This is a genomic window from Rhizobium sp. FKL33 (assembly GCF_005222915.1).
Classification (GTDB): domain Bacteria; phylum Pseudomonadota; class Alphaproteobacteria; order Rhizobiales; family Rhizobiaceae; genus Rhizobium_E.
Genome location: NZ_STFX01000052.1, coordinates 24,548 through 50,544 on the forward strand (window position 1 = coordinate 24,548; position 25,997 = coordinate 50,544).

28 protein-coding genes are annotated in these 25,997 nt (G+C 61.9%); 16 read left to right on the forward strand and 12 right to left on the reverse strand.

The window, feature by feature from the left end; translation table 11 throughout:
• Positions 1-309: a HigA family addiction module antitoxin gene (locus tag E8Q41_RS22890; protein WP_137157883.1), complete on the forward strand. Its 309-nt coding sequence runs from the start codon at positions 1-3 to the stop codon at positions 307-309.
• A gap of 99 nt (positions 310-408) precedes the next feature.
• Positions 409-1,101, forward strand: a complete 693-nt coding sequence (locus E8Q41_RS22895) for a hypothetical protein (RefSeq protein ID WP_137157884.1) — start codon at positions 409-411, stop codon at positions 1,099-1,101.
• Between the two features lie 3 nt (positions 1,102-1,104).
• Here the strand turns inward: E8Q41_RS22895 and E8Q41_RS22900 are convergent, their stop codons facing one another.
• Positions 1,105-2,001, reverse strand: coding sequence for a LysR family transcriptional regulator (locus tag E8Q41_RS22900; protein ID WP_137157885.1), 897 nt, complete (start codon positions 1,999-2,001; stop codon positions 1,105-1,107).
• Positions 2,002-2,118: 117 nt separating this feature from the next.
• On the opposite strand from E8Q41_RS22900, the gene E8Q41_RS22905 reads away from it, so the two are divergent.
• Positions 2,119-3,117, forward strand: a complete 999-nt coding sequence (locus E8Q41_RS22905; RefSeq protein ID WP_137157886.1) for an aldo/keto reductase — start codon at positions 2,119-2,121, stop codon at positions 3,115-3,117.
• A gap of 42 nt (positions 3,118-3,159) precedes the next feature.
• On the opposite strand, the gene E8Q41_RS22910 is transcribed toward E8Q41_RS22905, so the two are convergent.
• Positions 3,160-3,624 carry an Lrp/AsnC family transcriptional regulator gene (locus E8Q41_RS22910; protein WP_137157887.1) on the reverse strand — a complete coding sequence of 155 codons (465 nt, stop codon included), beginning with the start codon at positions 3,622-3,624 and terminating at the stop codon, positions 3,160-3,162.
• 146 nt (positions 3,625-3,770) lie between these two features.
• Between E8Q41_RS22910 and E8Q41_RS22915 the strand changes: the two genes are divergently transcribed.
• The 4 genes from E8Q41_RS22915 to E8Q41_RS22930 all read left to right on the forward strand — a co-directional run bounded on the left by E8Q41_RS22915 (position 3,771) and on the right by E8Q41_RS22930 (position 6,864).
• Positions 3,771-4,481, forward strand: a complete 711-nt coding sequence (locus E8Q41_RS22915; protein ID WP_137157888.1) for an aspartate/glutamate racemase family protein — start codon at positions 3,771-3,773, stop codon at positions 4,479-4,481.
• A gap of 81 nt (positions 4,482-4,562) precedes the next feature.
• Complete coding sequence (locus E8Q41_RS22920; RefSeq protein WP_137157889.1) at positions 4,563-5,174, forward strand: TetR/AcrR family transcriptional regulator; 612 nt, start codon at positions 4,563-4,565, stop codon at positions 5,172-5,174.
• Between the two features lie 37 nt (positions 5,175-5,211).
• Entirely contained in the window at positions 5,212-6,438 is a 1,227-nt protein-coding gene (locus tag E8Q41_RS22925) for an MFS transporter (protein ID WP_137157890.1), read from the forward strand.
• A 66-nt stretch (positions 6,439-6,504) separates the two neighbouring features.
• Positions 6,505-6,864 carry a DUF4087 domain-containing protein gene (locus tag E8Q41_RS22930; protein ID WP_137157891.1) on the forward strand — a complete coding sequence of 120 codons (360 nt, stop codon included), beginning with the start codon at positions 6,505-6,507 and terminating at the stop codon, positions 6,862-6,864.
• 35 nt (positions 6,865-6,899) lie between these two features.
• Here the strand turns inward: E8Q41_RS22930 and E8Q41_RS22935 are convergent, their stop codons facing one another.
• The gene (locus E8Q41_RS22935; protein ID WP_137157892.1) at positions 6,900-7,409 is read right to left on the reverse strand and encodes a hypothetical protein; all 510 of its coding nucleotides are present in this window, start codon (positions 7,407-7,409) and stop codon (positions 6,900-6,902) included.
• A gap of 567 nt (positions 7,410-7,976) precedes the next feature.
• Complete coding sequence (locus E8Q41_RS22940; RefSeq protein WP_137157893.1) at positions 7,977-8,729, reverse strand: pyridoxine 5'-phosphate synthase; 753 nt, start codon at positions 8,727-8,729, stop codon at positions 7,977-7,979.
• Positions 8,730-9,181: 452 nt separating this feature from the next.
• On the opposite strand from E8Q41_RS22940, the gene E8Q41_RS22945 reads away from it, so the two are divergent.
• Positions 9,182-9,880 carry a MerR family transcriptional regulator gene (locus E8Q41_RS22945; protein ID WP_137157894.1) on the forward strand — a complete coding sequence of 233 codons (699 nt, stop codon included), beginning with the start codon at positions 9,182-9,184 and terminating at the stop codon, positions 9,878-9,880.
• Between the two features lie 150 nt (positions 9,881-10,030).
• A complete protein-coding gene (locus E8Q41_RS22950) occupies positions 10,031-10,531 on the forward strand; it encodes a DUF4405 domain-containing protein (protein WP_137157895.1) in 501 nt (166 codons plus the stop codon).
• Here the strand turns inward: E8Q41_RS22950 and E8Q41_RS22955 are convergent, their stop codons facing one another.
• The gene (locus E8Q41_RS22955) at positions 10,532-11,659 is read right to left on the reverse strand and encodes an ATP-dependent RecD-like DNA helicase (RefSeq protein ID WP_137157896.1); all 1,128 of its coding nucleotides are present in this window, start codon (positions 11,657-11,659) and stop codon (positions 10,532-10,534) included.
• Between the two features lie 68 nt (positions 11,660-11,727).
• The gene (locus tag E8Q41_RS22960) at positions 11,728-12,861 is read right to left on the reverse strand and encodes a M10 family metallopeptidase C-terminal domain-containing protein (protein ID WP_137157897.1); all 1,134 of its coding nucleotides are present in this window, start codon (positions 12,859-12,861) and stop codon (positions 11,728-11,730) included.
• A gap of 191 nt (positions 12,862-13,052) precedes the next feature.
• Here E8Q41_RS22960 and E8Q41_RS22965 point away from each other — a divergent pair, with 191 nt between their 5' ends.
• Positions 13,053-14,342 (forward strand): SDR family oxidoreductase, encoded by a 1,290-nt coding sequence (locus E8Q41_RS22965; RefSeq protein WP_137157898.1) that lies wholly within the window; start codon positions 13,053-13,055, stop codon positions 14,340-14,342.
• On the forward strand, positions 14,342-14,827 hold the full coding sequence (locus tag E8Q41_RS22970; protein ID WP_137157899.1) for a DUF2269 domain-containing protein: 486 nt from the start codon (positions 14,342-14,344) through the stop codon (positions 14,825-14,827). Before E8Q41_RS22965 ends, E8Q41_RS22970 begins: the two co-directional genes overlap by 1 nt.
• Before the next feature lie 42 nt (positions 14,828-14,869).
• Here the strand turns inward: E8Q41_RS22970 and E8Q41_RS22975 are convergent, their stop codons facing one another.
• The gene (locus tag E8Q41_RS22975; RefSeq protein ID WP_137157900.1) at positions 14,870-15,463 is read right to left on the reverse strand and encodes a LysE family translocator; all 594 of its coding nucleotides are present in this window, start codon (positions 15,461-15,463) and stop codon (positions 14,870-14,872) included.
• A 136-nt stretch (positions 15,464-15,599) separates the two neighbouring features.
• On the opposite strand from E8Q41_RS22975, the gene E8Q41_RS22980 reads away from it, so the two are divergent.
• On the forward strand, positions 15,600-16,448 hold the full coding sequence (locus E8Q41_RS22980; protein WP_137157901.1) for an aldo/keto reductase: 849 nt from the start codon (positions 15,600-15,602) through the stop codon (positions 16,446-16,448).
• Positions 16,449-16,472: 24 nt separating this feature from the next.
• Here the strand turns inward: E8Q41_RS22980 and ilvN are convergent, their stop codons facing one another.
• From ilvN to E8Q41_RS23000, 4 genes are read right to left on the reverse strand one after another with little or no spacing between them, the layout of a single operon-like run.
• A complete protein-coding gene (gene ilvN / locus E8Q41_RS22985; protein WP_137157902.1) occupies positions 16,473-17,045 on the reverse strand; it encodes an acetolactate synthase small subunit in 573 nt (190 codons plus the stop codon).
• Positions 17,046-17,066: 21 nt separating this feature from the next.
• Positions 17,067-17,468, reverse strand: coding sequence for a type II toxin-antitoxin system VapC family toxin (locus E8Q41_RS22990; RefSeq protein WP_137157903.1), 402 nt, complete (start codon positions 17,466-17,468; stop codon positions 17,067-17,069).
• 2 nt (positions 17,469-17,470) lie between these two features.
• A complete protein-coding gene (locus tag E8Q41_RS22995; RefSeq protein WP_137157904.1) occupies positions 17,471-17,752 on the reverse strand; it encodes a hypothetical protein in 282 nt (93 codons plus the stop codon).
• A gap of 55 nt (positions 17,753-17,807) precedes the next feature.
• Positions 17,808-19,580, reverse strand: a complete 1,773-nt coding sequence (locus E8Q41_RS23000) for an acetolactate synthase 3 large subunit (protein WP_281405316.1) — start codon at positions 19,578-19,580, stop codon at positions 17,808-17,810.
• 420 nt (positions 19,581-20,000) lie between these two features.
• Here E8Q41_RS23000 and E8Q41_RS23005 point away from each other — a divergent pair, with 420 nt between their 5' ends.
• A complete protein-coding gene (locus E8Q41_RS23005; RefSeq protein WP_170976590.1) occupies positions 20,001-21,875 on the forward strand; it encodes an EAL domain-containing protein in 1,875 nt (624 codons plus the stop codon).
• Between the two features lie 4 nt (positions 21,876-21,879).
• On the opposite strand, the gene E8Q41_RS23010 is transcribed toward E8Q41_RS23005, so the two are convergent.
• The gene (locus E8Q41_RS23010; protein WP_137157906.1) at positions 21,880-22,683 is read right to left on the reverse strand and encodes a class I SAM-dependent methyltransferase; all 804 of its coding nucleotides are present in this window, start codon (positions 22,681-22,683) and stop codon (positions 21,880-21,882) included.
• Between the two features lie 106 nt (positions 22,684-22,789).
• Between E8Q41_RS23010 and E8Q41_RS23015 the strand changes: the two genes are divergently transcribed.
• From E8Q41_RS23015 to E8Q41_RS23025, 3 genes are read left to right on the forward strand one after another with little or no spacing between them, the layout of a single operon-like run.
• Positions 22,790-23,929 carry an ABC transporter substrate-binding protein gene (locus tag E8Q41_RS23015; RefSeq protein WP_137157907.1) on the forward strand — a complete coding sequence of 380 codons (1,140 nt, stop codon included), beginning with the start codon at positions 22,790-22,792 and terminating at the stop codon, positions 23,927-23,929.
• Positions 23,930-23,981: 52 nt separating this feature from the next.
• Positions 23,982-25,049: an iron ABC transporter permease gene (locus E8Q41_RS23020; protein ID WP_137157908.1), complete on the forward strand. Its 1,068-nt coding sequence runs from the start codon at positions 23,982-23,984 to the stop codon at positions 25,047-25,049.
• Positions 25,043-25,804 carry an ABC transporter ATP-binding protein gene (locus tag E8Q41_RS23025; protein WP_137157909.1) on the forward strand — a complete coding sequence of 254 codons (762 nt, stop codon included), beginning with the start codon at positions 25,043-25,045 and terminating at the stop codon, positions 25,802-25,804. Before E8Q41_RS23020 ends, E8Q41_RS23025 begins: the two co-directional genes overlap by 7 nt.
• The last annotated feature ends 193 nt before the right edge of the window (positions 25,805-25,997 follow it).

The window sequence follows — 25,997 nt, forward strand, 5'->3', positions numbered from 1 at the left end:
ATGCAAACCACCCTTCGTAAACCCGTCTCGGTCGGCGAAATGCTCGTCAAGGAATTCATGCAGCCGCTCGACCTGACCCAGACCGCGCTCGCCGCCGCGATGGGCGTTCCACGCAAGCATGTCAATGAACTCTGCCTTGACAAACGGGCGGTGACCGCTGCCACGGCCCTGATCCTCGCCCGCGTCTTTGGTAACAGCCCCGATTTCTGGCTGAACACGCAACGCCGCACGGATATCTGGCTGGTGATGAACACGCCCCGGGAACGCGAACGCGTAGAACGCGCCAAGCCGATCGATCAGGCGGCATGAGCGGAACCGCAGGAAAGGCGCGATACCAATCCAAATATCTTCAGCGCTCTCTCCGCGCCCAAGCGCTACTCTTCGGACATTCCCAGCCTGGAGCGCCCCATGCCAAAACACCCTGCCCTGCTTGTCCCTCTGCTTTTCGCGATGACCGCGCCGCTGCATGCGGAAGATCGAACCGCTTCCGGCCTGTTCGATCAGCGATACTGCGAGATCCTCACTGTCGAGCGCCGTAAGCTCAAGCTGCACGTCACCGTCTACAACACGCTCGGCTACAACACCTGCCCGGACGACGCCTGGCGCAAACTCAATGCCCTTGTGCTCGCGCGCGAACTCGACGTCGAAGCGACGCAACTCAACGGTCCGCGTCACTGGCTGATGGACGGGATCATCGGCAAGGGCGCGACCGCGGCGGGCGAAGTCAAAACCTTCGGCGGCATCGAAATGGCGGCGCGCGCCGAGATCACCATGCCGCTGCTCGGCGCGCCAATCGGAAAGACCTATTACCAGCCGACCGAGGTCAACAGGGAGACCGTCTGGCTGTTTGCCGCCGGCAAGCCGGTGTTCGAACTCACCGATCCTCAGGGACGCGTCTATAGGATGCAGTCCTATGCGCAGATCGTCGATCCCAAGCTCACGCTGGCTGACCTGCCCAACCTCGGCGCGCGGCTGAAACTGCCCAGGGGCTGGACCTATTCCTCGCGCGTGCTGACAGAGGATTACAAATTGGAGGCCAGGGGCGTGGCGCATGTGCTGCAGGACGAGCTCCAGAACACCTATCAGCGCCGCGACCCCTGAGGATCAGCCCGGCCAGCGCTTGATGAAATCCACGAAAGCACGGAGCGGCGACGGCATATGCCGCCGGCTGGGATAATAGAGATAAGGCCCGGAAAACGGTTGCTGCCAGTCTTTCAGAACCTCCACCAGGGCGCCGCTCTCGACATGGGGCCGACTGACCTCCTCGAAAGTCGCGAGCACGCCGAGGCCCGCCAGCGCCGCCGATAATTCGATATCGATGAGATTGGCGACCAACGGACCGTCGGGCGTGATCCGAGCGATCTCGCCATCTTTCTCGAATTCCATCGCCGACATTCGTCCGCTGTCGAAACGATGGCGGATGAAGGCGTGCCTGAGCAGGTCGCGCGGATGCTCCGGCATGCCGCGTCGGGCCAGATAGTCCGGCGAGGCGACGGCGGCGAAACGCTGCGTGCGCGGCCCGATCGGCACGGCGATCATGTCCTGCTCGAGGCTCTCGTCATAGCGGATGCCGGCGTCGAAGCCCTGGGCGAACACGTCAATGAACGTATCGCTGGCCTGCACTTCCAATGTCACCGACGGATACTCCCGAAGAAAAGCGATGGCAATCGGCGGCAGGATCTGCCGCGCAATGAAGGACGGCACATTCAGCCGCAACCGGCCGGCGGGCCGGTCCGACGTCTCCGCCACACGCTCCAGCGCCGTCGAAATCTCCGATATCAGCGGCCGGACTTTCTCCAACAGCCGCTCCCCCTCCTCCGTCGGCGTCACGCTGCGAGTGGTGCGGTTGAGGAGCCGGGTCTCCAGCCGCGTCTCCAGCCGCCGCACCGCCTCGCTGAGCGCGGAGGCAGACACCCCACGCAACGATGCGGCGCGTCGGAAGTTACGGCTCTCGGCCACGGCGGCGAAGGCTTCGAGATCGGCGAGCGGCAAGTGATTCATTGTACGATTTTCCGCACAGGTCGTTTCATCAGCGTCGGATTATCGCACAAACTGATACGCGGTAAAAGACCGTCATTCCCGAACGACACGACGGGACGAACGCCAAGGAGACAGATCATGAAGACCACCACTCTCGGAAAAACCGGCCCGCAGACCTCCGTCGTGGGCCTCGGCTGCATGGGCATGTCGGGCATGTATGGCCCGTCCAACCGGGCGGAATCCATCGCGACGATCCACGCCGCCTTCGAGGCCGGCGTGACGCTGCTCGACACCGGCGATTTCTACGGCATGGGCCATAACGAAATGCTGATCGGCGAAGCGATCAAGGGCCGCCCGCGCGACTCCTTCCTGCTCAGCGTCAAGTTCGGCGCGCTGCGCGCGCCCAATGGGGCCTGGCTCGGCTATGACGCCCGGCCGGCCGCGGTGAAGACGGCGCTTGCCTATACGCTGCAACGGCTCGGCGTCGACTATATCGACATCTACCGCCCCTCGCGCCTCGATCCCGCTGTGCCGATCGAGGACACGATCGGCGCCATCGCCGACATGGTCAAGGAAGGCTATGTCCGCAATATCGGCCTGTCGGAAGTCGGCCCGGACACCATCCGCCGCGCCGCAAGCGTGCATCCGATCAGCGATCTGCAGATCGAATATTCGCTGATGTCACGCGGCATCGAGGCCGACATCCTGCCGACTGTGCGCGAACTGGGCATCTCGGTCACCGCCTATGGCGTGCTGTCGCGCGGCCTTCTCAGCGGGGCGTTTAACACAACTGCCATTGCCGCCGGAGATTTCCGCGCCCATAGCCCCCGCTTCCAGGGTGAAAACGCCGAGCGCAATCAGGCGCTGGCGAAAGCGCTGCAGGAGGTGGCCGAAGCTCGCAGCATGACCGCGACGCAGGCCGCCATCGCCTGGGTCGTCGCCCAGGGACAGGACATCGTCCCGCTGATCGGCGCCCGCAAGCGCAGCCAGCTGTCGGAATCGCTCGGCGCGCTGGAAAAAACGCTCACCTCGGACGATATCGCCCATATCGAGGCGGCTGTGCCCGCCGACGCAGTGGCTGGCGCACGCTATGCCGAACAGCTGATGGCGCATCTCGATAGCGAGAAGCGCGGCTGAACGCGCAACCTCATCCATGTCCCGGCGCTGGCCGGGGCATGGCTACACCGCATGCGAAACCGGCAATGCCCCGCTTTGTTTCAACGCCTCCATCGAGATCGAGGCGGACATATCGAACAGCTCCACCTGCCGTATGATCTGCTTGTAGATCACGTCATAATATTCCACCGACGGCAGGGCGATCTTGAGAATATAGTCGTAATTGCCCGTCAGTCGATGCGCCTCGACGATTTCCGGAATGCGCGCGATCGCTTTGTGAAACGCCTCGACCCAGTCGTCGGAATGGCGCGACGTCTTGATCAGCGCGAAGACGGTGGTCGGCAGGCCGATTTTCTTGGGATCAAGCGCCGCGCGACGACCCGTAATATACCCCTCAGTCTCAAGCCGCTGTATGCGCCGCGAGCAGGCCGAAACCGATAGCGCCACGCGTTCGGCGAGATCCACCACCGGCAGGCCGGCATCCGCCTGCATCAGTTCCAGCAATTTCCGGTCTCGATCATCCAACATCGCATTTCCCGCGCAATTTTTGGCGCGCCTTCTCCAGATGTCGCGCAAATCTTCGGCGTCACTCTATTCAACAGCGATCAAAATCGCAAACAATCACCGCCTTAGACGCGCTAACTTCATCTCATAACGAGTTGTGGGGACAAGACATGAAAACTATCGGCCTGATCGGCGGCATGAGCTGGGAAAGCACCGCTGTCTACTACGCAAATCTCAACCGCATGGCGCGCGCCGCCTATGGCGGACTGGCATCCGCGGATATTCTCCTGCGCTCGGTGAATTTCGACGAAATCGTCGCATTGCAAAAGGCCGGCCGCTGGGAGCGCGCGGCCGCCATTCTCGCCGACACAGCAGCAAAGCTGGAAAAAGCCGGCGCCGATTGCGTGCTGATCTGCACCAACACCATGCACAAGGTCGCCGACGAGGTCGAAGCTGCCGTATCCGTTCCCCTCCTCCACATCATCGACGAAACCGCGCTGGCGCTGAAGGCTGCGGGCAAACGCAAGCCGCTTCTGCTCGCCACCCGCTACACGATGGAGGACGGCTTCTATCATCGCCGCTTCGCGACCCACGGCCTTGAAGTCGCCACGCCCAACGAGACGGGTCGCGCCCGCGTCCACGCCATTATTTTCGAGGAACTCTGCGCCGGACAGGTGCTCGACGGCTCCCGCGCCGATCTCACGGCGCTCATCGACACGGCTGCTGACCAGGGTTGCGACAGCGTCATCCTCGGCTGCACGGAAATCTGCCTGAGCCTCGACCCGGACAAGACGCCGCTTCCAGGCTTTGATTCCACCGCCATCCACTGCCGCGCCGCCGCCCGCTTCGCTTTTCCGGCCGAATTGCGTCTCAGCGCATAACGAATAGCAAAAAATCGCGCTTGATTTGGAAATGATCATTCCCTATTAAATGGGAAACGATCATTTCCGAAAGGCGCAATCATGTCCGATACGCTCGATCTGCAGAAAAGTCGCGGTCGCCCGCGTGAGTTCGACACCGAAGCGGCGCTCGACGCCGCGATGGCGCTGTTCATCGAGCGCGGTTACGCCGCGACCGCGGTCAGCGATCTCGGCGAGGCGATGGGGCTCACCGCAGGCAGCATCTACAAAGCCTTCGGCGACAAGCGCGGCGTCTTTGTTGCCGCCCTCGAACGCTACACTTCCACCCGCGATCTGCGCATCGCCGACCATCTCGCGGACGCCGCCAATGGCCGCGAACGCCTCAAGCTGCTGATCGATTATTACGCCGGCAACTCCCATGGCGAGTCAGGCCGCCGCGGCTGCCTGGTGATCGGTTCGGCTCGCGATATGGCTCTGTTCGATCCCGAACTGCGGACCCGCATCGAAAAAGCCGTCGCCGTGCGTGAGAGCTTGATCCTCGACACGATCCGCGGTGGGCAGGCCGACGCCTCGATCCCCGGACATGTCGATGCCGAGGCGACGGCCAAAGCCTTGCTCTGCCTGCTCTACGGCATGCGCGTCATCGGCAAGACCGGACGCAGCGAGGCGGAAATGCGCGCCATCGCCGCCACCGCCATGAAACTTCTCGACTGATCCCCTCCCAAGACGCCAACCTCGATCGGAGCCTCCGATGTCCATCTCCGCCACTGCCGAAGGCGCACGCGCGCCACGGGCGATTTCGCCTTTGCTGACTTTCCTGTTCGCCGCGACCTGCGGCCTCGTCGCCGCCAATCTCTATTACGCCCAGCCGTTGGCCGGGCCGATCAGCCTCGAACTCGGCATGAGCCCGGCCGCCGCAGGCCTGATCGTCACCCTCACCCAGATCGGCTATGGCCTCGGCCTGCTCTTCCTGGTGCCGCTCGGGGATCTCCTAGAAAACCGCCGCCTCGTGCTCGGCCTCATCCTCGCCGCCGGGCTCGCATTGCTCGGCGCGGGATTTTCGACCACGGCCGGCCTGTTCCTCGCCTCCTCGCTCGCCATCGGCCTCGCCTCGGTCGCAGTCCAGGTCGTCGTGCCCTTCGCCGCCGGCATGGCGCCGGATCACGCACGCGGCCGCGTCGTCGGCAATGTCATGTCGGGTCTGATGGTCGGCATCATGCTGGCGCGGCCCTTTTCGAGCTTCCTGTCGGAATTCATGTCCTGGCGCGCCGTCTATTTCATCACCGCTGCGCTGATGGCGGTGATCGCGCTGATCCTCCGGCTGAACATCCCGCAACGCCGCCCCGTAGCCCGCATGCGCTATGGCGCGCTGCTTGCATCTATGGCCAAGCTCGCCGCCACCGAACGCGTGCTGCAGCGCCGCGCGATCTATCAGGCCGGCATGTTCGCCGCCTTCAGCCTGTTCTGGACCGCCTCGCCACTCCTGCTCGCCAGCCCCGCCTTCGGCCTCAGCCAGACCGGCATCGCGCTCTTCGCCCTGGCGGGGGCCGCCGGCGCAGTCGCCTCGCCGATCGCCGGCCGGCTCGCCGATCGCGGATTGACCCGCTTCGCCACGATCGCGGCAATGCTGATGGCGATCGCCGCCTTCCTGATCAGCCATGTCGCCACCGACGGGTCCTTGCTGGCGCTGGGTCTGATGGTCGCCGCCGCCATCATCCTCGATTTCGGCGTCACCACCAGCCTCGTCTGCGGCCAGCGCGCCATCTTCGGCCTGTCGCCAGAAAACCGCAGCCGGTTGAACGGCCTGTTCATGGCCTTCTTCTTCGCGGGCGGCGCGGTCGGCTCGGCGTTGGGCGGTTGGGCTTACGCGACAGGCGGCTGGGAACGGACGAGTTGGGTCGGCCTCGCTTTCCCCACACTCGCTCTCCTCGCGCTCCTCACCGAATTCCGGCCGGGCCGGACTGCACGGAAATCATAGTCGCGGATGTCTTCGCCTCGGATGCGCAGGCTGGTATCATCCGGCCCGCACATCCGGAGGCATTTCATGCGCATCAAGACAATTTTTCTCGCTCTGGCCCTCACCGCGACGGCCGGGGCGGCGTCCGCCGAGAAACTTTGCGGCTGGATCGAAAACCCCACGCCCGGCAACTGGTGGCTCACCGATCGCGACGGCTCGTGGATCCTCGCCGCACAGGGTGCCGCCGAAGCCGAGGGCATGGATCTGATCGGCGATATCTCGGCCGGCGACTATGTCGCGACCAACGGCAATTACGGCTACGGCTGCGCCTGCGTGGACGCCGAGGTCGACGTCTCGGAAAGCCGCATCGTCAGCATTTCGAGCTTCAAGCAATTGCCGCTGAAGACCTGCAAGCGCGACAAGGCGCTGAAAGCACCCTCCGAATAGAGACGGGACAGAACTTCCGGGCTCGGCTCGTCAACTCAGATGGTCGAGCCCGGAGGCAGCGCGTAAGCGACCTGGGTGATCCAGTTTGCCGGATCGGGATCATGCAGCATGCTGCGATGAAAAATGTTCAGACAGCAGGCGAAGGCGACGCCATCCGCGCTTGCACTCTGCACCGGAGGGCAATTCATGACGCCCATCCAGCCGCGCAGCATGGCGTGGACCTCGCGAAGCTTGTCGTAGTGTCCATGCCAATACACGGTCATGAAGGGACCGCCCGACAGAGAGGCCGCGCGGAACGGCGTCTTCGCGGTGACGAGGCGGGGCGTAAAATATCCGAACTCGATCTCCATCTCGCCATTCGGGGCGAAGAGATTGTAGCGAAAGAAGGCCCGACCGTAATCCGTCACCTGCTGGCGGCTCAGTTCGGCCCTGACCTCGCCAAGAAAGACCTGCGCCTGAGTCATCAGCTGTCGCGCATTCAAACGCGACCGCAAGGAGAGATAGGGCTGCTTCTTGAAACGCACCCTTTCGGGCAAAGTCAACATTAGGAAAAATCCCGACCGTTTGCCGCGTTGTTTTCAACGCTCACAGGAGAAGCCTATAGAACCGGCTTACGTCAAAGAAAAGTCCTTCGGCCGAATGCAGCCCTGCTCTTGGCGGTATTTGAACCATTTCTTGGAGTCATGGTTTCAGTTAACGATGAACACTGAGATTTTTAATAGAATTGTAAATTTCACAAACAGCGTCGCCGCACTGGCGTGCAGAAAAGACCGTCCGACAGCGCTGGCGCGCAAGAGCGGTCGGAAAACTGTGAAACAGTAAATTAGAGTATCTCAGCTTATCCGGCAGAATGAAGCGGATAAGCTGAGATACGCTCTCAAGAAGCGACCGTCGCGAAGAGGCCAAGACCGAAGGATCATTGATAAGAACGGATGTGATGGCCTGGACGCTCCCCGGCGGCCGTTTTCCGGGTCACTCGAAGGGCTGGTCGCTTTTGGCTTCCGCACGACGACGAAAACCCTCGCCAGACCTTTCGGTACGACGGTGGCGCTCTGCTAGCCGGAAGACAAAAACGATCCGGCCATATGAATTCTTATCAACGATGCTTGGCGTTAGAGCTGCTGGCCGAGCGCCCGCCGGAACCGACGCACGGTTTCCGACATGCCATAAAGAAGCGCATCGGCCGTCAGGGCGTGACCTATGGACGCTTCGTCAGCATAGGGGATGCGGGCCATCAGCGCCGGCAGGTTATCGACCGTCAGATCATGGCCAATGTTGACGCCGAGGCCGAGGCTATGGGCGCTATCCGCCGTCGCGCCTAGTTTTTCGATCCAGCTCGCGGCCGCAGACGCATCGTTAAAACAGCCGCCATAGGGGCCGGTATACAGCTCGATACGACCGGCGCCGGCGTCCTTGGCGATGGCGACGAGGTCGGAGCCGATGCCGCCATCGACGAACAGTGACGGACGCATGCCGCCGTCGAGAAGACGTCTGCAGATATCCTTGAGGAGACCCCCGTTGGCGGCGAGATCCCAGCCGTGATCGGACGTTGCCTGAGACGGATCATCCGGCACCAGCGTCACCTGATCCGGTCGGGCAGCTTCGACCAATTGCAGGAAATCTTCGGAAGGATAGCCTTCAATATTGAATTCGCGACCGGGAAATTCGCGGTCGATCAACTGACGCAGCGCCGGCACATCGGAAAAACGGATGTGGCGCTGGTCAGGTCTTGGATGAACAGTCAGTCCGCCGGCGCCCGCTTCAAGCGCGACGCGGCCCAGGCCCACGACGCTCGGCCATGGCAAATCGCGACGATTCCGCAACATCGCGACGGCGTTGAGGTTCACCGATAGGCTGGCGGCCATGACAAGACACTCCCAATTCCATGTCCCGGTTTAACTACCCGAAGGCCCCTGCCGACTCCAGCCACTTTTCTTCATCTGTCCACGCGCAAATTTGATCAATCACAAAGTTGGCGCTAGGTTTATCAGGCAGTATATGCTGGTGTGGGGGTGAGATGCGCCCTACGAAAGAAGGTGCTGGAAACAATGATTTTCCATTACCTGTAATTGAAAAATGATGTATAAGGATTATCGAATATTAGAGAGCGCTTCGTCGCTTTTGTGCGGGAAGTTTGCTGATATCAAGATAATTTTTGCCCGGACGCCGCATTTGGCGAAGATGCAGACGGCAACCGGAGGTGCATGAAGCACGAGTTAGCAGGAGATACCCGAACTGCGGCTATGTTGCACAAAAAGCCGCGGACGGGGAGAGGAAACGCCGATCCGGCCAGAGAGACCGGAGAGAGTAGGATGTGATGCAAGAGCATAGCCAGGATCGCCTCCAATTCGTCCAGGACGAGCCATCTGACTGGCAGAGGATAACCCATCTTCCGGAAACGCCGCTTCCGCGTCCTCTTCCGGATCATCCGCTGCCCATCGCCGAAATGGCGAATTTCTTCGGCGTAACGCATCGAACCCTGCATTTTTACGAGGAAAAGGGGCTTTTGCTGCCCGATCGCCATGGCGCAATGCGGATCTATCCGCATCGGCAGATCCGCATGATGGGTCTCATCAATCTCTGCCGGGAAACCGGCATGGCGATTGTGCAGATTCAGGATCTGCTGACCGACCTCACCTATTCGGAGAGCGTTGCGGAAAGCGAGGCCAAACTCAGGGCTGCGCTGATCACCCGCCGCAACGAACTGGTCTCCGAGGAGTCGCTGATCCGCCGCCAGATGCAGCAGATCACCACTGCATTGCAGGAAATGGACGCCGCACGCGACGATGCCGACAACCAGAACTTCCCCGCCCATCCGCCATTCCTTAGCGACAGCGAGTTCCGCTGCCTGAAACTGATGGCCGAGGGCTACAATCCGGTTCGCATTTCCAAATCCCTGGACGTTGCTCTCGAGCAGGTCCTGTCCATGGAAGCCGGGATCGTCCGCAAATTCAGCGCTTCCAACCGCTTCCAGGCGGTGGCGAAGGCTGTCTTGCTCGGAATAGTAGGGGATTGAGGCGCCGCTTTCGCCTCAGACGAGTGCCCTATCTAAAAAAACTGCATCAGGACATGACGGTTGTCATTACTGATAAAATCGTCACTTTACAGGACGGTCGCCTGGACCATAGCAGTGGGGCAACTCACGACAGAACTCCAGGAGCCCAAAATGTACACAATGCTGATGCGCTACGCGACGCCCCTGATCACCGGCTTGTTCGTGGTCAGCCTGGTGTCCGGCGTCGCGCTGTTCTTCCATATCGGCCAGGCCTATTTCCACGGCATGCATGAATGGCTGAGCATGGTGCTGATCCTGCCGTTCATCCTGCATCTGCTCAAGAACTGGCGGCCTTTCCTGAACTATTTCCGCCGCTCGCCGATGGCGATCGCGCTGGCTCTGAGCCTCGTCGCCGCACTGCCCTTCGTCTATCTGGGCGCTTCGGGCGCAGGCGGCGGAAATCCGGTGATGGGCGTCGTCAGGGCACTGGAGAAGAGTACGCTCGCCAATGCGGCGCCGGTGTTCGGCAAGTCGCCGGATGCGCTCAAAGCGGCGCTGGAGCAGAAGGGTTACTCCGTCGCCTCCACCGAAACGACGCTCGGCGATGTCGCCAAGGCGTCCAGCAAGGAGAGCTTTCAGCTGATCGGCGATCTCACCAAGCTCGATCCCTGATCAGCGCACGATGGTGAGCGTCTCGGCGGCGCGGGTGACGGCGGTGTAGAGCCAGCGTTCGCGGCTGTCGCGGAAGGCCCAGGCCTCGTCGAACAGCACGACATTGTTCCATTGCGAGCCCTGCGCCTTGTGCACGGTCAGCGCATAGCCATAATCGAACTCGTCATAGCGCTTGCGCATCGACCAGGGGATCTCGCCGTCGATCTCCTCGAAGGCGGCTTTCAACAGCTTGATCTTGGCCGCGCCGCGATCCATGTCGTCGTCTTCCGGCCGCACCAGCAGATTGATGCCCGGCTTGGTCGTCTCCTTGGACGACGACATCACCTGCCAGAGCGAGCCGTTGAGCAGTCCCTTGACCTGATCGTTCCTGAGGCAGACCAGCTTGTCGCCGGCTGCTGGATAGCAGCTCGCAAAGCCCTTGAGTTCGCGCAGACGCTGATTGTAGCGCTTGCGGGTCTTGTTGGTGCCGACCAGCACCTGATCGGCCTCCAGCACCAGCGCTTGCGTCACATCGTTGCGCGAAATCACCTGGGCTGCGCCATAATCGCCATGCATGATCTCGCGTCCCTCGCGGATCTGCATGGCCAGCTGGATGATCGGATTGTCGCGCGCCTGACGGTGGATTTCCGTGAGCAGGAAATCCGGCTCCTGTTCGGTGAAGAACCCGCCGCCCGACACCGGCGGCAACTGGCCGGGATCGCCGAGCACCAGCACTTTCGTGCCGAAACTGAGCAGATCCTTGCCGAGCGCCTCATCCACCATCGAGCATTCGTCGATGACGATCAGCGGCGCTTTGGCGACCGGGCTCTGACGGTTGATGGAGAACATCGGGGCGATATTCGTCTTGCCCGTCACCTCGTCCTCCACCTCCTCCTCGCCTTTCGGGCGATAGATCAGCGAATGGATGGTCTTGGCGTTGGAGGCGCCGCGCGAGCGCAACACCTGCGCCGCCTTGCCGGTGAAGGCGGCGAACAGCACCTCGCCGTCGACATTCTCGGCGAAATGCTTGGCGAGCGTCGTCTTGCCGGTGCCGGCATAGCCGAACAGCCGGAACACCTGGCTCCGTCCGTCCTTCAGCCAGCGCGACACGGCCTGAAGCGCTTCATCCTGTTGGGTCGAAAATTGCATAGAGCCTTCTGGCAGGATTCTATCCTGCGGCGCAAGCGGAAGGCGCAAAGCAGACCCCGCAGGATCTTTCAAAGCAAGAAACTGTCTTCCGTAAACGCGATCTTTCCTTCGAAGATGACCCGGAACTCCGCTGTCTTGTCCGCGTCGATATTTCCTTCCAGATAGGTTAAATCGCCTTTGTAGCGGAAACGAAGTTCCCCAGCATCGCCCGAGAACTTCGTGGAGCCGATGAAATCAAAATCCTGGCTCCCCCCAAGAAGCGTGTTGGCGTCAACCGACGAGCTGAACGCCAGCTGATCCTTCTGCTTCAGGCTGAAATCGAGGATGCGGTCCGGATTGGACAGCGTGCTGTCCTCCACCTCCGAGATCGTGAAGACGTCCGCGCCGTCCCCGCCGCTCAGGCTGTCCTTGTCGAGCCCGCCGGTGAGATAATCCTTGCCCGCCCCACCATTGAGGACGTCGGCGTCAGCCTCCCCTTGGAAGAGATCCGTGGCCTTGCCGCCGATGAAGGTGTCGACGCCGTCTCCGCCGAACACATAGGACGAGACCGACAGTGGGGAATTCTGTGAGGCCAGCAGGTATTTCAGAAGTCCCTCGTCGATCGGCTTCGCGGTCGTCCCGACATATGTGTCGTCCCCGGCGCCGAGATAGATATAGCCGTTGATGCGCCCATCGTTGAACACGACATTTTCTTCCTGACCACCAAACGCGATCGCGGGAATAGATCGCAAAACATTGATTTCGCCGTAGTTCAATACACTGATAGACGATGTGACGGTGGTCGACGCTTCAGACACGATTCCGCTTTCAATGCCTTCAATCGTGCCTCGATTGACTATTCGGGCATCCACGGCGCCCTCGAACCGAACTCCCGTCTCTCCAAGAATTGAGCCGTCATTGTAGACCTGATAGGTCGCCCCGCCGCCAATCAGAAGTGCTTCGCTGGACGAGGTGGCGGATGTGAGCGCCCCGCTGTCATAAACGCGCAACACACCGGAGCCGCTGCTCAGAGAGACGCCGCCCGAATTGCCTGCAACCGTTCCGTAGATGGACAATCTCAAGCTAACTCCCGTGCCCTCGACGCCATAGTCATCAGTGGACCCCAGGGTGACCCCACTATCGACATAGAGACCAGAATTTGCCGTAAGCACCGCGCGGACGCCAGAGCCGATATTGTCGAAGGTGTAATATGTCGTCGCCATTGCCAGCCTCCCCCGAAAACCTTTGAAGATTACCCTAAATAAGCATTAACGACACATACCTTTCAACCGGTTTGCAATGCCCGAAGTCTAAAATTTGCAGACGAGAGAAGCCAAAAGATGCGTCACGTTGCTGACTGGCCAGAGAAGCAAGCCAAGGCTATACCGGCAGGCTAGCAAGCGGAGCAATGCGCATGAAAATTCTGATCCTCGGAGCCACCGGCTTCATCGGTTCGGCCATCACCGATGCGCTCGCCACCCGCAGTCATCAGATCCTGGCTTTAGGCCGCAACACACGACGCGCCGAAGCGCGCGAAGCGCAGTTGAATCGCGATGTGAGCTGGCTGACTTCAGATCTTAGCGGCTTCCGGCAAGCCTCTGACTGGACTCGACTTTTGGACGGCGTCGAGGTCGTCGTCAATTGCGCTGGCGCGCTGCAGGACGGCCTGTCCGATAATCTCGCCGCCACCCAGCGCGATGCGATGCTCGCGCTCTACAACGCCGCCGCCCGGACACAGAAGATACGCCGCATCGTGCAGATCTCGGCCGATACCGATGGCGCGGGCGCCGACGCCGCTTTCCTCGCCACCAAGCGCGCCGCCGACGATGCGTTGAAGGCCTCCGGCCTCGACCACGTCATTCTGCGCCCCGCCTTGGTGATCGGCCGTAATGCTTTCGGCGGCACGGCGCTCATCAGGGCGCTCGCCGCCCTGCCCTTCGTCCTGCCGCTCATCGACCACGACAGCCCGGTCGCGACCGTCGCGCTGAGCGACGTAGCGGCCGAGGTCGTCGCCGCCGTCGAAGGCGAGACGCAGGCGGGAGCAGATCTGCATCTTGCCAGCCCCGAGATCCCGACGCTCGCCGAACTCGTCAAGCTGCATCGCCGCTGGCTCGGCCTGCCCGACGCGCCCGTCATCGCCCTTCCGGCGCTGGTGGGCCGCCCCGTGGGCGCGGTTGCGGACCTGCTCGGCCGTCTCGGCTGGCGCTCGCCTTTGCGGTCGACGGCGCTCAGGGTCATGTCCGGCGGCCTGACGGCGCGATCGCCGGTCGAGGGCTTGTTGAATGCGGGGCAGACTTTGGCCGCCCATCCCGCCGGCGTCCAGGATCTGTGGTTCGCACGGCTCTATTTCAAGAAGCCGCTCCTCTTCTTCACGCTATCGCTGTTCTGGCTGTTGTCGGGATTGATCCCGCTTCTCGATCCCATGCGGGCGGGCGCGAATTTCCTGCCTTTCATGCCCTGGAGCGCAGCGCTCGGCGTGACCCTCGCCACCTGCGCGCTCGACATCGCCCTCGGTCTGGCCGTTGCCGTGAGGCCATGGTCGCGACGAGCGCTTTGGGGCATGCTGGCGACATCGCTGGCCTATATCGTCGGCGGAACGCTTCTGCAGCCGGACCTCTGGCTCGATCCGCTCGGACCGCTCGTCAAGGTGACGCCATCGCTCGCGCTGACTCTCGTGGCGCTCGCCATTCTGGATGAACGCTGATGGAGATCGAACCCTTCCTTCGGCTCGCCCATGTCGCCGGCGCCGCCGTGCTCCTGGGCACGGGCGCGGGCATCGCCTTCTTCATGGTCATGGCGCATCGCAGTCGTGACGCGCGCCTCATCGCCCATGTCTCCGGCACGGTGGTGATCGCCGACACGCTGTTCACGGCCACCGCAGCAATCCTGCAGCCCATCACGGGCTATCTGCTCGCGCGCGAAATCGGCTGGCCGTTGACCGAGGGCTGGATCCTGGTGTCACTCGCGCTCTACGTCTTCACCGGCTTGTTCTGGCTGCCGGTGGTGGCGATCCAGATCCGTCTGCGCGATCTCGCCCGCCGCGCCGCCGCGGAAGGCGCGCCCCTGCCGTTGGCCTATTTCAGGCTCTATCGCATCTGGTTCGCCTGCGGCTTTCCCGCCTTCGCCGCCGTCGTCGGCATCTTCTGGCTGATGCTCAACAAGCCGGACCTGACTCTCTTCATGAACTGAAGCATTTGGCGCCAAGCCTTTGCGGAGACTCGGAAAATCAGGTCAGCGCAGCATCGGCCACAGGCTCAACACCAGGAGCCCCGCCATGGTGAGATTGAACCATTTCAGCCGCACCGGCTCGGAAAGCCAGTCGCGCAGAAGCGCCCCGAACACGGTCCAGCCGCCCTGGCACGGCAGCGCCAGCAGCAGGAAGGCGAAGGCGACCACGAATACCGATAGCACAGGATGGGCGGGATCGGCATAGGCGGCCATCGACGACACCGCCATCACCCAGGCTTTGGGATTGACCCACTGGAACGCCGCCGCAGACCAGAAGCGCATCGGCTCGCCCACTTCGCCCCCCTCGCCCAGCGAACGCGACATGCCGATCGACCAGGCGATATAAAGAAGGTAGAGCCCGCCGGCGATCTTCAGCAGCGTATAGACGATCGGCGCCGCCTCGAGCAGCGCCCCCAGCCCGAAACCACAGGCGATCAGCAGGCTGCCGAAGCCGACTTCAATGCCGACCATATGCGGGATCGTCCGTCTCAACCCGAAATTCACGCCCGAGGCCAGCAGCATCATATTGTTGGGGCCAGGGGTGATCGAGGTGGTGAAGGCGAACAGGACTAGCGACAGCAGTATTTCAGGCGACATGGGACCCTCATCAAGTCCGGGGGACGATAGAGGTCGCGGATGTTCTGTCCAATGACAAATCTTGAGCAACCATGAACGAAAATTGATCCTTGGCGTCGGCTCTGCAATGATCAGAATGAACGCAAGGAGATACATGATGCCCGTTGCCCCGATCCCGACGCTCCGCCTGAAGAACGGCGCCGAATTTCCCACTCTCGGCCAGGGCACCTGGATGATGGGCGAAAGCGCCTCACAGACGGCTGCGGAAGCGGCAAGCCTCCGCCATGGCCTCGATCTCGGCCTGCCCCTGATCGACACGGCGGAAATGTATGCCGAAGGCGGGGCGGAAAAGGTGGTTGCCGAGGCGATCCGCGGCCGCCGCGGCGACGTGTTCCTGGTCAGCAAAGTCTATCCGTGGAACGCCAGCCGCCAGGGAACGATCGACGCCTGCGAACGCAGCCTCAAGCGGCTCGGCGTCGATCGCATCGATCTCTATCTCCTGCACTGGCGCGGCGAACACCCGCTTGCAGACACCGTCGCCGCTTTCGAGCAATTGAAGCAGGAGGGAAAGATCGGCGGTTGGGGCGTGTCGAACTTCGACACCGACGACATGGCTGAATTGTTGGACGTGGACGGCGGCGAGAACTGCCTCGTCAACCAGATCCTCTACAATCTCGCCCGCAGAGGGCCGGAGGTGGACCTGATCCCCTTCTGCCGCGAACATGGCGTGTCGATCATGGCCTATTCGCCCATCGAGCAGGGCAAATTATTGAGCCACCCTGACCTCATCCGCCTCGCCAAGGCGCATCAGGCGACGCCGGCGCAGGTTGCGCTCGCCTATCTCCTGGGACAGGCCGGCGTGATCGCCATCCCCAAAAGCAGCCGCGCCGAACGCGTGGCGGAAAACCGCGCCTCGGCGGAAATCAGGCTGACGTCCGAAACCTTGGCGACGCTCGACCGGCTGTTTCCCCGGCCGAGCCGGAAGATCCCGCTCGAGATGATCTGACCGCGAGCGGGCTAGAATTCAGCCTTACATGCCCTGCGAGCCGCGATTCATCGCGGCGATGCCGGTGCGGCAGACTTCGATCAGACCGAGCGGCTGCATGATGGCGATGAACTGGTCGATCTTCGACGGCTTGCCGGTGATTTCGAACACGAAATGATCGGTGGTGGCGTCGATGACCTTGGCGCGGAAGGCGTCGGCGAGCCGCAGCGCTTCAACACGATGTTCGCCGTTGCCCGCCACCTTGATCAGGCCCAATTCGCGCTCGATCGGACGCTCCTGGCCCATTTCGCGGGCGCGGACAGTCAGATCGACGACGCGATGCACCGGCACGATGCGGTCGAGCTGGGTCTTGATCTGTTCGAGCACATGCGGCGTGCCGCGGGTGACGATGGTGATGCGCGACAGATGCGACTTATGCTCCGTCTCCGACACCGTCAGGCTCTCAATATTGTAGCCGCGGCCCGAGAACAGGCCGATGACACGGGCGAGCACGCCCGGTTCATTCGACACCAGAACCGATAGCGTATGGCTTTCGGCAAGCTCGGTTTCCTTGGAGATGAAATAGGCCGAACCGGTCGGCTGAAGATGTGCGTTCATGTCTGTTTCCTGCCCTTGTGTTTAGTGCGCCAGCTCGACGCTGACTGAATTCTGAGATTTCTGCGCCGCCCGCGCAAAAGCGCGGTCGAAAGTTATGAAGGTTCCGCCGGATCGCATGGATGCGAGGTGAAAGGCGTCAGCAAAATCGAGACCGTTCTCACTCAGTTCCAGCGCCCATTGAAACCGTTCTGACTCCTCGATCGCCACTGTGGACAACATCGCCAGTCGCCGGAGCAAGTTCAGCGTCGAAGCCTTATCCAGTTTGAGCACCTTGCGAAGCACCCACTCCGTTTCCAGCAGCACCGTGGACAGCAACAGAACATCCCCTTGGCTGAAGATTTTCGCTGCGACCTCCCATTGCTCGCTGTCGTCTCTTGCGAGATATCGAACGAGCACATTGGTATCGACGACGCGGATGTCCATGGCTACCGACTCTTCCGCTCCCAACGTTCCCGGACTTCCTCAGCGATCGCCTCTTCAATGAGCGCATCGGTGATCGCCGGTCCCTTGTAGCGCGGAAGCCCGGCAACGAACTCATCCGGCGTCAGCTTGCGCTGAGGCTCCGCCACCGTAGACGCAACTCTCAGCCGCACCTCTTTGCGATCGCCAGACACCTCAACATCGTCGCCTTCGGCGATGCCATGCGCCTCGAGCACCGCTTTCGGCAGCGCCACCACGTCGTCGGGACTGATCTTCACCTTGGCCATCGAGATCTCCGGGCGGGAAGGACATGCTCGAGCATATCCCTCCCGCCGATCTTTATCAAACCAGCTGGCGGCCCTTGGCGTCGATGGCGTTGGCAACCACTTCATCGGTCGCCTCGTCCGGCAAGAGCATCTCGTTATGCGCCTTGCCCGACGGGATCATCGGGAAGCAGTTGGCGAGATTGGCGACGCGGCAGTCGAAGATCACCGGCAGCGGGCTTTCGATCATCTCGATGATCGCCGCGTCGAGATCCTCGGGCTTTTCGCAGCGGATGCCCTTGCCGCCATAGGCTTCGGCCAGCTTGACGAAATCGGGCATCGCCTCGGTGTAGGAGTTGGACAGGCGGTTGCCGTGCAGCAGCTGCTGCCACTGGCGCACCATGCCCATATACTGGTTGTTCAGGATGAAGATCTTGATCGGGGCGTTATACTGCACCGCCGCCGACATTTCCTGAATGCACATCTGGATCGAGGCGTCGCCGGCGATGTCGATGACCAGGCTCTCCGGATGGGCGATCTGCGCGCCGAGCGCCGCCGGCAGGCCGTAGCCCATCGTGCCGAGCCCGCCGGAGGTCAGCCAGCGGTTCGGCTCTTCGAACTTGTAGAACTGCGCCGCCCACATCTGGTGCTGGCCCACTTCGGTGGTGATGTAGGTGTCGCGATCCTTGGTCAGTTCGTAGAGCCGCTCGATGGCGTATTGCGGCATGATCACGTCGTTGCTCTTTGTGTAGGCGAGCGAGTTGCGGCCGCGCCATTTCTGGATCTGCGCCCACCAGTCGGCGAGACGATCCTTGGAGGCGGCTTTCGCCTGGGAGCGATAGATCCTCAGCATGTCCTCGAGCACCGAGGCGGTGTCCCCGACGACGCGAACGTCGGCATTGACGTTCTTGTTGATCGAAGAGGGATCGATGTCGATATGGATCTTCTTCGAATTCGGCGAAAACGCGTTCAGGCGGCCGGTAATGCGGTCGTCGAAGCGCGCGCCGACACAGAGCATGACGTCGCAGTCATGCATGACCATATTGGCCTCGTAGGTGCCGTGCATGCCGAGCATGCCGAGCCAGGCCGGACCGGAGGCCGGATAGGCGCCGAGACCCATCAGCGTCGAGGTGATCGGGAAGCCCGTGAGGTCGACCAGTTCGCGCAGCAGCTTGGACGCGACCGGACCGGAATTGATCACGCCGCCGCCGGAATAGATGACGCCCTTGCGCGCGCCGGCCAGGAGCGCCACGGCCTTTTCGATCTCGCTCAGGTCGCCCTGGATCTTCGGCTGGTAGTTGGCCTTCAGCGGCACTTCGGAGGGCGGCACGTAAGTGCCGGTGGCGAACTGCACGTCCTTCGGGATGTCGACGACGACAGGACCCGGCCGACCGGTCTGAGCGATGCGGAAGGCTTCATGCAGCACGCGGGCGAGATCGTTGACGTCCTTGACCAGCCAGTTGTGCTTGGTGCAGGGGCGCGTGATGCCGACCGTGTCGCATTCCTGGAAGGCGTCGGAGCCGATGAGCGTGGTCGGAACCTGGCCGGTGATGCAGACGAGCGGGATGGAATCCATCAGCGCGTCCTGCAACGGCGTCACAGCGTTCGTCGCTCCCGGGCCGGAGGTGACCAGCATGACGCCGACCTTGCCGGTGGAGCGCGCATAGCCTTCGGCGGCATGGCCCGCGCCCTGTTCGTGACGGACGAGAATGTGCTGGATGTCGTCCTGCTGGAAGATTTCGTCATAGATCGGCAGCACGGCGCCGCCGGGATAACCGAAAATGTGCTGGACGCCATTGTCCCGCAAGGCTTGCAGGACGATCTCCGCCCCCGTCATCCGCATGTCGCTCATTGTCTCTGGTCCTTCCCTTCGAATTGTCGCGCGCATTACCAAGTTTCAGGGCATAAAAAAAGGCCCCCGGAGGAGCCTCGTTTTGCGCATGGGTGGCTATTGCCGGACGGTCACACCGTCCTGCCCATGCGCCTTCCCACTACAAGAATGTTTGCGAATTTGATCATGGGCCCTGCATAGAGCGAAATTCACCGGACGTCAACCGCGACAGAAGGAAAGACCCGCGAGCGCTAGAACCGGAACCGGCAGCCAATCTTATCTATCTAATACAACGATTTAACATATTCGGGAAATCGGCCCCCAAATCACTACGCTTGGTAAGTATTGGCTTGATTTTGGTAAAAATACGAGATTGAGCAGGGCATGGGGAATTTCAACAATCGCATTGGGACCGAACCGCATCTTTCCTGGAGCCCGACATTGTCCATCAAGAGCGCATTTTCCTACATGAAGAAGATTCTCACGGTGAGCGAGAATGCCGCCATTGCGGACACCCACCGGTCGGTGATGTCCTATCTCCTGCTCGCCGGCATCGTCTATTTCCCCTACAAGACGCTCGACTCCATCCTTGCAGGGCTAACCCCGACGCGTTACCTGACGACGTCCTGCAGCCTCGTGACGAGCATCGTTTTTGGCGCGGCGTATCTTTGGCTGAAATCGCGCAAGACGGTCACTCTCGCCATCATGGAAAGATTGTGCCTCGCGCTGCAAGTGCTGCTTTATGTCGACGTAATCGTCTACATTCAGACCGACTTCAAAGAATCGAAGCTTGTCTATCTCCTGCTCATCGCGATGGTGTTCGCGATCGGCAGCGCCACCGCGCGCCTGACGATCTTGAGCGTCGCGGCGCCGATCGCCACGCTTGGCGTCTATGTCTATGTCTGCGTGCCGGATGCGGATACCGAATATCTGCGACTGGCGGCGGCCACGGTGGCGGTGGTGATCGGGGCCTTCGGGGCCCTGCGCAGCGTCCTCATCGACCAGATCCGGGCCCGCAACCTTGCCCAGAATTATGCCGGCGAGCTGGAGAGGCAGGCCTTCATCGATCCTCTGACAGGAATCGAAAACCGGCGCGCGGTCTTTGACAATCTCGACCGGCTCACGCTTCAAGCGCAGCCGTTCTGGTTCGCCGTCCTCGATCTGGATGGTTTCAAGCTGGTGAATGATCAGCACGGACATTCGGTCGGCGACGATCTCTTGTGCGCGGTCGCAGAAAGACTGCAGCAGATGTCCGACGGCGACCTGATGGTCGGGCGGATCGGCGGCGACGAATTCGCGCTGGTCTTCATGGGAGCCTGCACAGCAGAAATGGCGACCAATGCGGCCCGCAAGGTGATCAACGCAGTTTCCGAGCGCTATCGGCTGGAACCGGTCGACCTGAAGATCGGCGCGTCAATCGGGCTCGTCTCGTTTCCCGGCATGGCGGCCGAAGCCCGTCGCCTTTATGAAAACGCAGATTTCGCACTCTACAAGGCCAAACAAAACGCCCGCGGTTGCGTCGTGATCTACAATGAGGCTGAGGCCGCAGAACAAAAGCAAAAAGAGACGCTCGAACAGGCCTTGCGTCTCGCGGATTTCGATCGGGAATTGCACCTGCTTTACCAGCCGCAGGTTTGCCTCGCCGACCGTAGGCCGGAGAGCTTCGAGGCTCTGGCGCGATGGAACAGCCCTGCTCTCGGCCCCGTGCCGCCGGGCGTCTTTATCGGCGCAGCCGAGCGCACGGGACAGATCAAGGCGATAACATCCGTGGTGGTGGCCAAGGGTCTGGCCACGCTGGCCGCCTGGCCGGAGCGGATCGGCATGTCCTTCAATCTGTCCGCACAGGACGCAGGCGACATGAACTTTGTGGCCAGCCTTCTGGAACTTGTGCGCCAATCGGGCGTCGCCCCAGAGCGCGTTGAGTTCGAAGTCACGGAAACGGCGATCCTCACAGACCAGGACGCCGCGCATCGAGCCTTGTCGATTCTCGCCGAGGCCGGCTGCCGCATCGCGCTCGATGATTTCGGCTCAGGCTATTCGAGCCTTCAGCATCTGCGCGTCCTGCCGCTCGACAAGATCAAGCTGGATCGCACATTCGTTCAGGACGCAACGGAACCCGGCGCTGCGCGCGAAATCGTCGCCAGCGTGGTGGCGCTGTGCGAGAGGCTTCACCTGCGTTGCGTTCTCGAGGGCGTCGAAACCGAGACGGAGCTCGCCGCCCTCTCGGACATGAAGCTTGACATCATCCAGGGTTATCTTTTCGGTCGCCCGATGTCGGACACCGCCGCCGCCGAATTGATCGCCGCCTCGACTTGATCGGTCAGCGGCGCGCCGAAATGACATACCGGTGCTGCGCCGCTCTTTCGAGCCATTTCAACAGACCGAAATCAACCCTCTGCGCCCTATGGATTGCCCCGAGTTTTGCGTCGACGACGATGTCATGAAACCCCGCTTCCTGCAGCAGCGCCGCCACGTCCTCGGCGCGCGCGCCGCTTGAGAAATGCACCCGCGACAGGATGCTCCGATGCGTCGCAGCGAGGTCTGGCCCCGCTCCATGCTGAGGGGGCGTCTTGCCACTCAACCGGCCGATCCAGGCGGCCAAGCCGCCGAACAGCCGTGCAAGCGGCGTGGTGTTGACGAAATCGCCGTCGACGATCAGCAGCGTCCCGCCCGGCTTCAGCACCCGCCGCCATTCCCTGAAACAGGAGAGCGGATCGACCAGCGTCCAGACGAGATGGCGGTTGACGATAACGTCATAGGCCTCGTCAGGCTCCATCGTATTCTCGGCGTCGCCCATCAGAAAGCGGATCTTCCGTCCGCGCGACTTCGCCTTCGACCGCGCGCGCTCCAGCATCGGCTCCGCCCAATCCAGGCCGGTCACGTCGAAACCGAGTTCATCGAGGAGATGGCTGATCACCGCAGTCCCGCAGGCGAGGTCGAGCGCGCGCCGCCCCTGCCCTTCGCCGATATGCCGACGAAAAAGAGCGAGCCAGGCCAGTCGCTCGGCCTCCGAAAAAATCTCATGTCCCGGCTGCGTGTCGAAGGTCTCGGCCCTGGCCGACCAGTAAGCCTTGATCTCGTCTCTCAAATCATGATTGGCGCCGTCGTTGGCTCTGGCGGTCATGGCCATCCTTTCATCCCAGTCTGGAATCGTTCGAAAAGATAATAGTTGACTACATTAATCATGAATTATAAGTCGCAGTTAACCCAACCAATCGGGACAAGTAAAGATGTTTATTTTCAATAAGGTGGCTGTCGCCGCCTCGATCGCCTGCACCCTTCTGTCAGGCTCCGCCCTGGCTGGCGAACTCGTGACCGTCAAGGATATCACCGGCCGCGAGGTCAAGGTCAGCGTGCCGGTCGAGCGCGTCATTCTCGGCGAAGGACGCCAGATCTATTTCACCGCGGCTCTCGACACCGAGGCGCCGTTCAAGCGCGTCGTCGGTTGGCGCGACGATTTCAAGAAGGCCGATCTCGACGGCTATAACGCCTATCTCGATAAATTCCCCGAAATGGACAAGATCCCGACCTTCGGTGGCATGAAGGACGGCACGTTCGACATCGAGCAGGCGGTGACGCTGAAGCCCGACGTCATCATCATGAATATCGACGCCAAGTCGGCGACCGAGGAAAGCGGCTATATCGAAAAGCTCGACAAGCTCGGCATTCCGCTCGTCTATGTCGATTTCCGCGAAAAGGCGATGGAAAACACCGATCCTTCCATGCGGCTGATCGGCAAACTCTATGGCAAGGAAGAGCGCGCCGAGGAATTCGTGAAGTTCCATGACGAGCAGCTGAAGCTGGTCACCGACCGGCTCGCCGCCGCCAAGGATCTCAAGAAGCCGCTGACCTTCATCGAACGCGCCGGCGGCTATAGCGACGATTGCTGCATGTCCTTCGGCTCGGAGAATTTCGGCAAGATGGTGGAGCTCGCCGGCGGCGTGAACATGGCCAAGGACATCATTCCCGGCACCTTCGGCACCGTGAACCCTGAACAGATCACCGCCTCTAATCCGGACCAGATCATCGTGACCGGCGCCAATTGGGAGCTTTACGTTCCCGGCGGCGCATGGATCGGCGTCGGTCCCGGCGCGGACAAGGCCGTCGCCGCCAAGAAGCTCGCCGCGCTGATGCAGCGCCCGGCCTTCACGGATGTGAAGGCGGTCAAGGACGGCAATGTCCACGCCATCTGGCACCAGTTCTACAACAATCCCTACCAGTTCGTGGCCGTTCAGCAGATCGCCAAGTGGCTGCATCCGGATCTGTTCAAGGACGTCGATCCGGAAGCGACTTTCGCCGAACTGCACAAGCGCTTCCTGCCGGTGGAGTACCGCAGCGGCTACTTCGTCTCCCTGAATTCGGGTCATTGATGCCCGAGCCGGCGCGCAAGCGCCGGCTTTTCCTTTCGAAAGGCGGTCGCGCATGGCGGCAATTCCTCAGGACGACGGTCTGGTCGAGGGCGCGGTGAAATACCGCGCCCTCGCCGCGCGTCGGATCTTCATTCTCGTCGGTCTCGTCGCCGCGCTCGTCTTCACCATTGCCCTCGACATGGGTCTCGGCCCGGCGCGCTACTCGCTCAGCGAAGTCCTCTCGGCAATCTTCACGCCGTCCGAGGTCGCCAATCAGCTGCGCGTGGTGATCTGGGACATCCGCATGCCGATCGCGCTGATGGCGGTCACGGTCGGCGCTTGTCTGTCGCTGGCCGGCGCGCAGATGCAGACCATTCTCGCCAACCCGCTCGCCAGCCCCTTCACGCTCGGCATTTCCGCCGCCGCCGGCTTCGGCGCGGCGCTCGGCCTGGTCGGGGGCGTGGCGATCTATCCGGCCGCCGTGCAATATATGGTGCCGATCAACGCATTCCTGATGGCGATGCTCGCGTCGCTGTTCATCTATGGCATGTCGACGCTGCGCGGCGTGACGGTGGAAACCATCGTGCTGCTCGGCATCGCGCTGGTCTTCACCTTCAACGCGCTTCTGTCGCTGCTGGAATATCTCGCTTCCGAACAGGCGTTGGCCGCCGTGGTGTTCTGGACGATGGGCAGTCTGACCAAGGCCACCTGGTCCAAGGTCGGCGTGACGGCGCTCGCCCTCCTCCTGTGCACGCCGCTCTTCGCCCGCCGCGCCTGGGCGCTGACCGCGCTCCGGCTCGGTGACGACAAGGCCGCGAGCCTCGGCGTCCGTGTAAAGGCGCTCCGGCTCGAAACCATGATGCTGGTCAGCCTGCTCGCCGCCATTCCCGTCTCCTTCGTCGGCACGATCGGCTTCGTCGGTCTCGTCGGCCCGCATATCGCCCGCATGCTGGTGGGCGAAGACCAGCGCTTCTTCCTGCCCGGCTCCATCCTGAGCGGCGCTCTGTTGCTGTCGGCGACGTCAGTCGTCTCCAAGATGATCATTCCGGGCGCCGTGCTGCCGATCGGCGTCATCACCGCGCTGGTGGGCGTGCCCTTCTTCTTCTCGCTGATCTTCACCAACAGGAGGCGCGCATGGTGAGCCTGAAACTGGACGGTCTCGGCGCCCGCTACGGCCGCACGGAGATCTTCGCCGAGATCACCACCGACTGGCTGAAGGGCGGCGAACTCACCGCGTTGATCGGCCCCAACGCCGCCGGAAAGTCCACGCTCTTCAAGCGGATCGCGGGCCTCATGTCCGGTCCCGGCGTCGTGGCCATCGAAGATGTGCGCGAAGGCCGCCTGCCGGTCTGCTACATGCCGCAGGACACCGGCGCCAACGCCGTGCTGACCGTCTACGAATCCGTGCTGCTCGCCGCCAAGCAGGGTTCTGGCTGGCGCGTGGCCGAAAGCGATCTCGCGGCCATCGACCGCATCCTCGGCGCGCTCAAGATCACCGATCTCGGCTTCCGCGATCTCGGCGCGCTTTCGGGCGGCCAGCGGCAGTTGGTGGCCATCGCGCAGGCGCTGGTGAGGCGACCGGAAACACTGCTCATGGACGAGCCGACATCCGCGCTCGATCTTCACAGGCAGATCGAGGTGCTCGACTTCATGCGCGGGCTCGCCGCCGATCAGGGCATGGCCGTGCTGATCGCCCTGCACGATCTCAACCATGCGCTCCGCTACTGCGCCCAGACCATGGTGATTTCAGGCGGACAGCTGATCGCCAGCGGCCCCAGCCGCAAGGTGATCACGCCGGAGATGCTGCGCGACGTCTATCGCGTCGAAGCCCGCATCGAGCATTGCAGCCAGGGAATGCCGCTCGTGATCGTCGACCGGGCGCTCAATGCCGCCTGAGGCGCATCCTTCGCGCATTTTACGCTTGCATGAATAAAACGCCGCAGGAATTCTGATTTTTTGGGGCATAATCTATACTGAAAATAAAAACTGCCGTTCTACAGTCGCGCTCGTAGATAAGGGGACGATCGGGCGCGATGGGGCACGGAGCAATCAGGCAGCGAACGGCGATGCCGGCGGACAGGCGGCGCCA